At 71.5% G+C, this 10,763-nt stretch carries 9 protein-coding genes and 1 pseudogene; 2 read left to right on the top strand and 8 right to left on the bottom strand.

Translation table 11 applies throughout. The features are described from left to right. Positions 1-123: 123 nt before the first annotated feature. Positions 124-1,296: a 4-hydroxybenzoate 3-monooxygenase gene (locus SNE206_RS36965; RefSeq protein WP_407917972.1), complete on the bottom strand. Its 1,173-nt coding sequence runs from the start codon at positions 1,294-1,296 to the stop codon at positions 124-126. 256 nt (positions 1,297-1,552) lie between these two features. After that, positions 1,553-2,338: a helix-turn-helix domain-containing protein gene (locus tag SNE206_RS36960; protein WP_407917971.1), complete on the bottom strand. Its 786-nt coding sequence runs from the start codon at positions 2,336-2,338 to the stop codon at positions 1,553-1,555. Positions 2,339-2,436: 98 nt separating this feature from the next. On the opposite strand from SNE206_RS36960, the gene SNE206_RS36955 reads away from it, so the two are divergent. Next, on the top strand, positions 2,437-3,618 hold the full coding sequence (locus tag SNE206_RS36955) for a siderophore-interacting protein (protein WP_407917970.1): 1,182 nt from the start codon (positions 2,437-2,439) through the stop codon (positions 3,616-3,618). Positions 3,619-3,650: 32 nt separating this feature from the next. Next, positions 3,651-3,782 carry a hypothetical protein gene (locus SNE206_RS36950; RefSeq protein WP_407917969.1) on the top strand — a complete coding sequence of 44 codons (132 nt, stop codon included), beginning with the start codon at positions 3,651-3,653 and terminating at the stop codon, positions 3,780-3,782. Positions 3,783-4,028: 246 nt separating this feature from the next. Here the strand turns inward: SNE206_RS36950 and SNE206_RS36945 are convergent, their stop codons facing one another. The 6 genes and pseudogenes from SNE206_RS36945 to SNE206_RS36920 form a co-directional block, all read right to left on the bottom strand. Beyond that, the gene (locus tag SNE206_RS36945) at positions 4,029-5,222 is read right to left on the bottom strand and encodes a barstar family protein (protein ID WP_407917968.1); all 1,194 of its coding nucleotides are present in this window, start codon (positions 5,220-5,222) and stop codon (positions 4,029-4,031) included. Between the two features lie 106 nt (positions 5,223-5,328). After that, positions 5,329-5,686: pseudogene (locus SNE206_RS36940) on the bottom strand (HU family DNA-binding protein); the annotation flags it as partial. Positions 5,687-5,740: 54 nt separating this feature from the next. Then, on the bottom strand, positions 5,741-6,403 hold the full coding sequence (locus SNE206_RS36935; protein ID WP_407917967.1) for a response regulator: 663 nt from the start codon (positions 6,401-6,403) through the stop codon (positions 5,741-5,743). Then, on the bottom strand, positions 6,400-7,638 hold the full coding sequence (locus SNE206_RS36930) for a sensor histidine kinase (RefSeq protein WP_407917966.1): 1,239 nt from the start codon (positions 7,636-7,638) through the stop codon (positions 6,400-6,402). The genes SNE206_RS36935 and SNE206_RS36930 overlap by 4 nt, the downstream gene beginning before the upstream one ends. A 112-nt stretch (positions 7,639-7,750) precedes the next feature. Then, the gene (locus SNE206_RS36925) at positions 7,751-10,072 is read right to left on the bottom strand and encodes an MMPL family transporter (protein ID WP_407917965.1); all 2,322 of its coding nucleotides are present in this window, start codon (positions 10,070-10,072) and stop codon (positions 7,751-7,753) included. Positions 10,073-10,268: 196 nt separating this feature from the next. Further along, a complete protein-coding gene (locus SNE206_RS36920) occupies positions 10,269-10,712 on the bottom strand; it encodes a hypothetical protein (RefSeq protein ID WP_407917964.1) in 444 nt (147 codons plus the stop codon). Between the last annotated feature and the right edge of the window lie 51 nt (positions 10,713-10,763).

Here is a 10,763-nt window from a genome sequence, read left to right as displayed (position 1 = left end):
GCAGCGGTCCGAGCCTCTACCAGGTCGTCCGCGAGCTGCAGTTGATCCTCGCCACCTGGGCCGGCGCCTGCCCCACCTGCCACCGCGACATACCCACACCCATACGGACCTGACCAAGCCCTACTAGTTGGTGCCGGCGGTCAGCTCGCTGAACAGCTTGTTCGCCGACTCGGAGGCGAACTGGCGCCGGAGCTCGGCGCGCGCGATCTGCTTCTTGAACTCGCCTTCGTAGCCGGTGAATCCGGCGTTGTGCATGGTGTCGGTGATCCACGTCGCGAACGCCTGGTAGTTCCAGACGTGCGGCAGGCAGGTCTGCGAGTAGCTGTCGAGGAGGCTGGAGTCGCCCTCCTCGGCCCGGCGGATCACCGCGCGGGCGAAGACCTCGGTGTCGTGCAGGGCGAGGTGGATGCCCTTGGCGCTCATCGGCGGCACGATGTGCGCGGCGTCGCCGAGGAGGTAGAGCCTGCCGTAGCTCATCGGGTCGAACACCACGCTGCGCAGCGGAACGATCTGCTTGGACAGGATCTCGCCGCGCGAGGGCGGAGTGCCGAAGCGGGCCTCCAGCTCGCTCCAGATGCGCTCGTCCGGCCACCGTTCGGGGGTGTCGTCGACCGCGCACTGCAGGTAGATGCGGCTGGCTCCGGGGCCGCGGGGGATCATCCCGGCCAGGCCAAGTTCGTGGATCGCCATGCCCGAGGGCCTGGTCTCGGTGGCGGCCAGGACGCTGAGCCAGGAGTAGCCGTACTCGTGGGAGTACTCGGTCAGCGCGGAGGCGGGGACGGAGCGGCGGGCGATGCCGTGGAAACCGTCGCAGCCGGCGATGAAGTCGCAGTCGACGGCTCGCGCCGCGCCGTCGGCCTCCTGGTAGCGCACCACGGGGCGGCCCTGGGTGAGGTTCTCCAGGGCGACGTCCCCGGCTTCGAATCGCAGGTCACCGCCCTCGCGCAGGAAGACCTCGGTGAGGTTGCGCACCAGGACCTGCTGCGGGCAGTACAGGCTCTCGTCGTTGTCATCGTCCACGTCGATCGGCATCGCGTGGCCGTCGATGTAGAAGCCGCCCTCGCTGTGCGGGATCGGGTCGCCCGCCAGGACTTCCTCCAGGCCCCACTCGCGGAACAGGCGCACTCCGAAGGTGTCGATCGTTCCGGCGCGCTGGCGCTTCTCGACGTAGGCGCGAGGATGCTTCTCCAGCACGATGCAGTCGACGCCGTTGCGCAGCAGGAAGTTGCCGAGGGTCAGACCGGCGACGCCGGCCCCGATGATGACGACGGCCGTGTCGTCGCGTGTCTCAGTCATGTGTGCGGGCCTTTCGTGATCCGTGCAGTGGTCGGTACGCGCCGAGGGCGTACACCGCGGCGCCGGCCGTGCGGGCCGGCGCCCGCTCGGTCTCCACTGTGAAAGGCACGGCAGGCTGTGAACCACTGGTAAGTGGGCACCCGATACCGGAAACCCGCCAAGCTGGTTCGGGCCACGCCCACCACGCCCACCACGCTCACCACGCGCCCACCACGCGCTCAACCGGCGCACATAGGGCGCACGGCCGAAGCGACAGCTAGTGCGTGCGGATGCGAAGGCCGGCCTGGTAGCGGCCCGGTGTCTGGCCGATGACCTCGGTGAAGGCGTCGATGAAGGTGGACGGGTTGGACCAGCCGCACGTCACCGCGGTCTCCGTCACCGTCATCCCGTCGGTCAGGTGCGCCAGGGCGTGGTGGATGCGCAGGGTGGTCCGCCAGCGGTGGAAGCTCATGCTCAGCTCGGTGTGGAACAAGCGGCTGAGCGTGCGCTCGCTGGCCCCCACCGCCCGGCCCAGCTCGGCCAGGGTGGCAGGCCGGGCGGGATCCGCGCGCAGCAGATCGGTGGCGGCGCGCAGCCGGTCGTCACTGGCTTCGGGAAGGTGCAGGGAGGTCTCGGCCGCGTCGGCCAACTCGTCCACGATCACGCCGAGAAGACGCCGGTGGGCGCCGGCCCGCCTTTCCGGTTCGCCGGTGAGCGCCAGGAGGGCCTCGCGCAGCAGCGGGCTCACCGAGAAGACGCTGGGGTGACCGACGAGGTCGGCGCACAGGTCCAGCGGCACGGACACCAGCCGTACATCGGTCTGGCCGTAGAAGCGGTGCGAGTGCGCGAAGCGCGGGGGCGTCCAGGTGATCCGGTCCGCCGGGGCGACCCACGTGCCGCGCTCCGTCGCCGTGGCCAGCGTGCCGGCGGCGGCGTAGACCAGTTGGCCCTGGACATGGCTGTGCGGGGCGAGCTGGAAGCCGTGCGGCAGCCAGGCACCGCCCTGCAGAATCGGATCATCTGCCTCGGCGGGCGCCGGCGAAGGTTGGCGGGTTGTCGGCATCGGGCGTCAGTTTACCGGTGGTCGCGGAGGGAGCGCCACGCCGACAGTGGTCACATGACCACGATGAAGCTCCCAGCCGGCCCGCAGGGCGGGTAGCGATGGCATCCCGGATCCAGCGCCCCCGCAAGCGACGGATGCTGTCGCTGACCGTGCAGGGCAGCGAACAGCCCAGTCCGCATTTCATGACCGTCACGCTGGGCGGCGAGGACGTCCGGCACCTGGAGCAGTCAGGCTTCGACCAGGCAGGACGGCTGTTCTTCGCCGACCCCGACGACGACACCACGGAGGTGTTCCTGCCCACCAGCGAGCGGTGGATTCTCCAGCTCACGCTCCAGGGCGGCAAGCAGCGGCCGCGGGTCAGAACCTACTCGATCCGGCGCTTCCGGCCCGAGGCATCGGCGTTCGACATCGAGATCTCCCTCCGCGCGGTCGACACCGCCGGCGCGGCTGCCCCAGGCACCCGATGGGCACGGGCCGCCGAGCCCGGCACCGAGGTCGCCTTCCTCGACGAGGGACACAGCTACGCGCCCGCCCCCGGCGCCGTCTGGCAGCTCCTGGTCGGCGACGAGAGCGCCCTTCCGGCGATCCTCGCCGTCCTGGAGCAGTCCGCGGCGAACCTGCCCGCCGAGGTCTTCCTGGAAGTCCCGTCACCCGAGGACATCCGCAGCGACATCAAGGCACCGCCGGGCAGCATCGTCCACTGGCTGCCCCGCACCGACACGGGCGCGAAGCCCGGCACCCTCGCCCTGGACACGGTGAAACAAGCCCGCCTTCCCGAGGGGCGCTTCTACACCTTCACGGCCGGCGAATCCTCGCTGGCCACCGGGTCACCGGGATCCGCCGTCACCTGGTCGGCGAACGGGGCGTGGCGAAGTCCGACATCGCCTTCCGCGGCTACTTCAGCCACGGCCGCGCCGGCCTCTGACCCTTCGTCACGAAGCCCCGGCGGGACCTCCCGCCCCGGTCCGGGCGGCGTGCTCGGCCGGGAACCACACCTGCAGCTGCTCGGCGATGGCCATCCGGAACCGGTGCAGCGCGGCGAAGGCCGAACTGCTGAGCCACGCCCTGGACGGCCGCCAGGAACGACAGGAGCGGATCAAGGACCTGCTGCGCGCGGCCGGAATCCCGGAGAGCGAGCTGTCGAACGGGAAGCTCAAGATGCCCGGGTACGGCGACATCGTTCACACGGCCGGCACGCTTACATCCCTCTACGTCCCTCGGCGGGGCACGCGCTGAGCTGTTCCGGAGCGCTTGCAGTCCTCCCGCGCACGGCGACCTGAACGGCACCCTCGTGTTCCCGGACCGCGAGATCATGGCCACCGACGGCGATGTCAGTTGGGTCAGGTGCACCGGCTCGGTCAAAGCGGCGCCAGCCATCACCTCAAGGACGATCGACATGACCGAGGCTGCCTTCACCCTGCACACCGCCCGCGCCCCGTACTGAACAAGGCCGCCCGTCCTGCCCGCCTGTCCTGGCCGCCCGCCGTGCCCGGCCGCGGCCTCACCACCCTCACCCGATGGCGTGCCCGAGCCGCGACCGACTGGACCGCCTACCTCCAGGCCCGGGCCACCAGCCGGGCACCGGGAGACGATACGACCGGGCCCTGATGGCCTGGCTGTTGCCCCCGCTCCGTTCCTTCTCCAGGTCAGGCACCGTTTTCAAGGGCTCCGGGATTGTCCGTCACCTTCCTCACCGGAGCACGACGGTGACGCCCTTCTTGCGCAGGAGGTTCACGGTCTCCTCGAAGTAGGACAGGCCGCCGAGGTGGTGCAGGATGTGTCCGGCGAGGGCGTGGCGGGTGATGTCGGCGTGGTGCCAGACGAGGGTGAACGGGGGGACGACGGAGAACCCGCCGCACAGGCAGTCCTCCACCGAGTCCAGGCATGTGCCGTAGTTGGTGCCGGGGCCGAGCAGGGCTTCGCCGAGCGCCAGGAGCAAGCCGGCCCTGTCGGTGACGTGCTGTCCGTCCAGGTGGTACGTCCCGCCGGAGAGGCCCTCCACCCTGTACGGGCCGACGTCGGTGAGGTTCAGCCACTCGGACCGGCCTTTGGCGTCGAACTGTGCCCACCGGTTGGGTCGGGTGGGAACGCCGTCGAACCAGATCTCCCAGACCGGGCGGGCGGCGAGAGTGGGGCGGTCGTCACCGGGGTCGGTGAGGGTGACGTCGATCAGGGCTCCGCCGAGGACGGACGGGCGTGCCTCGACGGTGTGCAGGTCGAGGCGGTACCCGATCATCGTCCGGCCGTGGCGGTCGAGGCGCCGGAGCGTGATCTGGTCGCCCTTCTGCGGAAGAGGACGGCACAGCAGGGCCAGCAGCGGTGCGGTGGGTTCGCAGCCGATCAGGTGCACGGGCCGGGTGGGTCGCCGCGGGCGCGGGGTGAGCAGGCCGTCGATGGAACGGCAACTGTCCGAGGGGCTGACCCCGTGGATCGAGGGGAACCACAGGTCGAACCGCGGGTTCGAGGGCAGCCGCTTGCTGCCCCAGTGGTCGTCCTCCCTGACGCCGGTGCCCACGACGATGTCGATGAGGCCGGGGTCGCCGGGCGTGGGCCACCGGGCCAGGACAGTCGTGTCCTCCAGGTCCCAGAAGCGGGCCGGCCCGTCGTTCGAGGGATCCACAGGCTCGATCGAGAGCATTCCGTCCCCCAGCAGCCGCACCGGTTCGGCGCCGGCCACCACGGCCCGGGCCAGAAGGCTCTCGCGCGGGCAGCCGCGCAGCGTCAGGACCTCTCGCGGCAGCGGAGGCGGGTCCATGAACAGGCCCTCGACCTCCGCGCACCGCCCCCACAGCACGTCCTCCTCCTCACCGTGGATGTCCTCCCGCACCAGGAGATACCGGACCGGGAAGTCCCGCTCCCACCCCGCACGTTCCTCGGACCGCACGCTTCTCCCTTGCTACCAGGCTGTCTTGGCGCACTCACCCTACGGTTCGCCGACGCCGACGCCCTCCGAATATCGCGTGTGCGGAATGACGCTCCCCGCCAGTCGGGGCGGACTTTCGGGCAGCGCTCTTCTTGGCGGTGGTCGGCGGCCCGGTGACGGCCGGGCGCTTGGGGGCGGTCCGCTTCGCCGCGGCGGGGGAGCCGGCAGCGGTGCAGGCCGTGGTCGTGCCGGTGGTGGGGGAGCCCTTGGGGGCCTTGGCCGTGGCCGGGCAGCTTCTTCGCACCGGAGGTCAGGTCCTTGAAGCCTTGGCCGGGCCGGAAGCGGGGCACGGTGGTCTTCTTGACTTGCGTGCGCACGCGCTCGCCGGTCTGCGGGTTACGGGCCAAGCGGCCGGGGCGCTGCGCCTTCTCCCAGGTGTCGAACCCGGTGACCTGGACCCGTTCTTCGGCCACGACCACGCGCACAGGATTTCCTGGTGCGGTGGGTTTGGTGGGTCGGTGGGTCGGTGGGTCAGTGCGTCAGGGGCGGATGAGGCCGGTGCGGAAGGCGAGGGCGACGAGTTGGGCGCGGTCACGACTGTCGGTCTTGGCGAGGGCCCGCTGGACGTGGGTGCGGACGGTCGGGTAGCTGACGGTGAGGCGTTCGGCGATCTCGTGGTTGGACAGGCCGTGGGCGACCAGGAGGGTGATCTCCCGTTCACGTGGGGTGAGGTCGGCCAGGGTGCTCCGGTCGGGTGCTGCGGGTGGTTGGGGGGCCTCCAGGAAGGTTGCGATGAGGGAGCGGGTGGCGGCCGGGGAGAGGAGGGCGTCGCCGGCGGCGACGGTGCGGATCGCGTCGAGGAGGGTGTCGGGGTCGGCGTCCTTGCCGAGGAATCCGCTGGCGCCGGCGCGCAGGGCACGGGCGACGTACTCGTCGGTCTCGAAGGTGGTGAGGATCAGGACGCGGGTGCCGGTCAGATCGGGGTCGGCGCAGATGGTCTCGGTGGCGGCCAGTCCGTCGGTGCCGGGCATGCGGATGTCCATGAGCACCACGTCGGGTCGCAGCGCCCGGGTCTGTTCGACGGCTCTGGCGCCGTCCGCGGCCTCGCCGACGACGGTGAAGTCCCCGGTGGAGTCGATGAGCATCCGGAAGGTGGCCCGCAGCAGGGCCTGGTCGTCGACGAGCAGCACGGTCACGGTCACGGGCGCATCTCCGGGCGGTCGTCGGGGAGCAGGGGCAGCTGAGCGGTGACGGCGAAGCCGCCGCCGCGGCGTGGTCCGGCGTTCAGTCGGCCGCCGATCAGCTGGGCGCGTTCGGTCATGCCGATCAGCCCGAAGCCGGAGGGGCCTTCGCCGGCAGTCGCAGGGCGGCCGGCGTCACCTGGTGGGGTCGGGCCGTCGTCGGTGATGGTGACGGTCAGGTGACCGGGGCCGTAGGCGAGGGTGACCCGGGCGGTGTCGGTGGCGGCGTGCTTGGCGGTGTTGGTGAGCGCCTCCTGGACGATCCGGTAGGCAGTGAGCGCCACGCCGGAGGTGAGCGGCACCGGGGCCCCGGTGGTGGTGAGGTCGACGTGCAGGCCGGTGACGGCGAACGACCGGACGAGGTCGGGCAGGTCGTCCACACCGGGAGCGGGTCGCAGGGGCGAGTCGTCCTCATCTGCGTCGCGGAGCACCCCGACGGTCGCCTTGAGTTCGCGCAGGGCCGAGGCGGTGGTGCCGGAGAGTTCGTCCAGGACGTTCTGGACCCGGGGGTCGGGGTGGGAACGGGCCAGGTAGGCGGCGGTGCCGGCCTGGGCGTTGGCGAGAGCGAGGTGGTGGGCGACCACGTCGTGGAGTTCGCGGGCGATCCGGATGCGTTCCTCGGCGACCCGGTGGCGGGCCTCCTCCTCGCGGGTGCGTTCGGCCTCCACGGCTCGGGCCTCCACGGCTTCGACGTAGGCGCGGCGTAGCCGCAGGTTGCCGCCCAGCAGGGGCATCAGCATCAGCCACGCGGCCGGGTTGAGTGTTTTCAGGACCAGGAAGTCGCTGGTCGGGGCGACCAGCAGGGCGGCGGCGACCTGGGCGGCCGTGGTGGCCGCCGCCCAGCGGAACGCGGTGCGGCGGTTGTCCTCGAGCGCGGTCCAGTACAGGGCGAACATGAGCGGCCCGAGGGTCAGCGGGGTCGGCAGGAAGCCCAGGAGCGTGGCGGCGGTGGTACAGGCGGCGGTGGTCGCAAGGACCGCGGTGGGGTGGCGGCGCCGGGCAAGCAGTGCCAGGCAGCCGACCGTGGCGAGCACGGCGCCCGCCACCTGGTAGCCGGCCTCGCCGGGGTGTGCGGTGGTGTAGACGCTGCCCGTCGCGGTGACGGCGGACAGGAAGCCCAGGAGGACGGCGTCGGCGGCGAGCGGCCTGCGGCGCGTGAAGGACCGCCAGCGCTGCGTCAACGGCCTGCCGGTCATCGTGGTCCTCCTGGGCTCGTGCTCCATCGTCACTCCGGTCCGGTGGTGATACGTGGGCCGGGTCCGTCCGTGTCAGCCGACACGGACGGACCCGGTACCCCGGTCGGCGTACTCACACGCCGGCCGTCTCACGTTCGGGCTCCTCGGTGCCGGGCGACGGGAGGGGTTCCACACGCCGGTCCAGGGACTCGCCCTCCACGTCGACCCTGGGCAGGATCTTGGCCAGCGGGCGCGGCAGCCACCAGGCGGCCTTTCCGAGCAGCGCGAGGACGGCGGGCACGAAGGCCATCCGGATCACGATCGCGTCGAAGAGTACGGCGACGGCCAGGCCGAACCCGATCGTCTTGATCATGGATTCCTGGGCGGTGACGAACCCGGCGAACACCGACATCATGATCAGCGCCGCCGCGACGACGACCCGTCCGCTGGCCCGGAAGCCGCTGACCACGGCCTGCTTCGGGTCCTCGCCGTGGACGTGCGCCTCACGGATCCGGGAGACCAGAAAGACCTCGTAGTCCATCGCCAGGCCGAAGACGATCCCGACCAGGAAGATCGGCATCATGCTCATGATCGGCCCCGGCTGCTCGACGCCGAGCAGGTTCGCTCCCCAGCCCCACTGGAAGACCGCCACCACCGCGCCGAGCGAGGCCAGGACGGAGAGCAGGAACCCGGCGGCGGCTTTGAGCGGGACCAGCACCGACCGGAAGACGACCATCAGCAGGAGGACGGCCAGGCCGATGATCAGGCCGAGGTAGGGCAGCAGCGCGTTCTGGATCTTTTGGGCCATGTCGATGTTGAGTGCGGTGGTGCCGGTGACCTCGAAGGTCGCGCCGGTGCCCGATCCGGTGTCCGCGCGGTCGTCGCGGATCCGGTGCACCAGGTCGACGGTGGCCTTGTCGGTCGGGCTGGTCGCCGGGACGACGGACAGCACCGCGGTGTCGCCGGCCGGGTTGAAGCGGGCCGGGGAGACCGAGACCACGCCGTCGGTGTGGGCGAGCCGTCGGCCGATCTCGGCGACCGTGGTCTTCGGGCTGTCCGCGCCCTGGGCGTCGACGACGATCGTCAGCGGGCCGTTGAACCCCGGGCCGAAGCCCTCGGCGAGCGCATCGTAGGCGCGGCGTTCGGTGCTGGAGACCGGCTTGGACTCGGCGCCCGGCATGCCGAGCTGCAGGCCGAGGACGGGCACGGCGAGCGCGCCCAGGCCGATTGCCGACAGCAGCAGCACCGGCAGCGGGCGACGGGTGACGAACCGGGCCCACCGGCTGGAGCCGTTGGGCTTCCCGGGCGTGGCGGCGTCTTCGACGGCGATACCCGTGACGGCGTGGTCGGCGGCTTCGCGGGCGGCCGCGCGGCGGGCGCGGCGGTTCCCGGCGCCCAGCTTCACGGCTCGCTTCTTCGCGGCCTTCGCCGCCCGGCGCGGCTTCCTCGGCAGGACGGCGTCGGGCCAGTGACCGAGCAGCGCGGGCACCAGGGTGAGGGCGACCAGGACACTGACGCCGACCGCGCCGGCGGCGGCGAAGCCCATGCTGGTCAGGGCGGGGATACCGACGACGTACAGGCCGGCCAGGGCGATGATGACGGTCAGGCCGGCGAACACCACGGCCGAGCCGGCGGTGCCCACCGCGACCCCGGCGGCCTCGCGGGCGCTGCGGCCCCTGGCGCGTTCCTCGCGGTAGCGGGAGACGATGAACAACGCGTAGTCGATGCCGACCGCCAGGCCCAGCATCGAGGCCAGCGAACCGGAGGACGAGGAGAACCCGAAGACGCTCGCCAAGGCGGTGATCGCCAGGACGGATGCGCCGACCCCGACCACGGCCGACAGCAGCGGCAGCCCTGCGGCCACCATCGAACCGAAGGTGATCACCAGCACGACGGCGGCGACGGCTGTGCCGATGCCCTCGGCGGCCCCGCCGGCCTCTACCTGGTCACCGAGCGCGTCGCCGCCCACCTCCACGGTCATGCCGGTGGCGCGTGCCTGGTCGATGGCGGCCTGCACGGGCTGCTTCTCCGCGTCGGTCAGGTCGTTCGCGGCCTCCTTGAAGGTCACGGTCGTATAGGCGGTGGTGCCGTCCTTGCTGACCGCGCCGGCCGTGAAGGGGTCCACCGCGGCGGCGACCGTGCTCGCGTGCCCCGCCTCGTCGACGGTCCTCTCGATGACCGCCCGGTTGTCGGAGGCGGTCACCTGCCGGCCCTCGGGGGCGACGAAGACGATCGTCGCCCTGGCCCCGTCGGCGGCGGCCTGCGGGAACCGCTCGGACATCAGGTCGTAGGCCTGCTGGGACTCGATGCCCGGCATGACCGTCGGCTTGTCGCCGGCCGGGGGAGCCGTTACGGCTCCCACACCGACCCCGACCAGCACCACCCCCCACAGGAGTGAGACCAGCCAGCGCGCTCTGAAGGCCCCACGGCCCAGACGGTAAAGGAGAGTAGCCACGGTGGTCGTGCCCTTCGCTTCCTGTTCTCGGGTACTTTCCAACCGTCCCCTGAACAGGCCCCCCGGCGCGTCATGCATCTGCTGGCACTTCGCACTACTGCCCAGGCAGTACTCCCTCGCTGCCGGTACGTACCAGGCAGTGGACCCACTCGGACAGAGCCTGTCCGCGCGCGGAGTGGTAAGAGCAGTTGAACCTTCAGTGCGGAGTGCTGGCGCCCAGGTCGAGGCCGAAGGCACGGCCCTCGGCTGCCTCCGCCTCGTGGCGGGCCGGGCGAAATCCCATGAAGGCGACGAAGCCTGCGAAGACGAACCACTCCAGTGTGTAGCCGAGGCTTTGGAATGCCCGCAGGTTCAGGCCGTCGCCGCTCCGGGGCTGCAGGGATGCCAGGGACATGAGGCCGGTGGGTGCGGTGTCTGCTGCGACCCAGCCGTCGTGCACGGCGTACGGAAGGATGTTGACCGGCGCAGCGCGGGTGAGCGTGCCCAGTTGGCCCGGTGGCAGGGGTACTGCGTGCTGGGCCGCGGCCTTCTCCTTGAAGCGGCCGAGCTGCCATGAGCCGAGCCGGAGGCAGACGGCGACGGCCGCCAGTGCGAGGAGGATGCCGGCCGGCCGGCGTGGGGTGAGGAGGAACCGGTGCAAGGGTGTCACCGTGGCCGTTCGTCGTGCGCCGACCGCTGTGGAATCGCCTGG

Source organism: Kitasatospora sp. NE20-6 (assembly GCF_045862635.1).
Note: the sequence above shows the minus strand (reverse complement) of the source record. Positions and strands in the feature narration are given on the sequence as shown.

Coding starts and splice junctions, on each gene's coding strand:
- SNE206_RS36965 (WP_407917972.1), bottom strand. CDS start 1,296: ATGACTGAGACACGCGACGACACGGCCGTCGTCATCATCGGGGCCGGC.
- SNE206_RS36960 (WP_407917971.1), bottom strand. CDS start 2,338: ATGCCGACAACCCGCCAACCTTCGCCGGCGCCCGCCGAGGCAGATGAT.
- SNE206_RS36955 (WP_407917970.1), top strand. CDS start 2,437: ATGGCATCCCGGATCCAGCGCCCCCGCAAGCGACGGATGCTGTCGCTG.
- SNE206_RS36950 (WP_407917969.1), top strand. CDS start 3,651: ATGGCCACCGACGGCGATGTCAGTTGGGTCAGGTGCACCGGCTCGGTC.
- SNE206_RS36930 (WP_407917966.1), bottom strand. CDS start 7,638: ATGACCGGCAGGCCGTTGACGCAGCGCTGGCGGTCCTTCACGCGCCGC.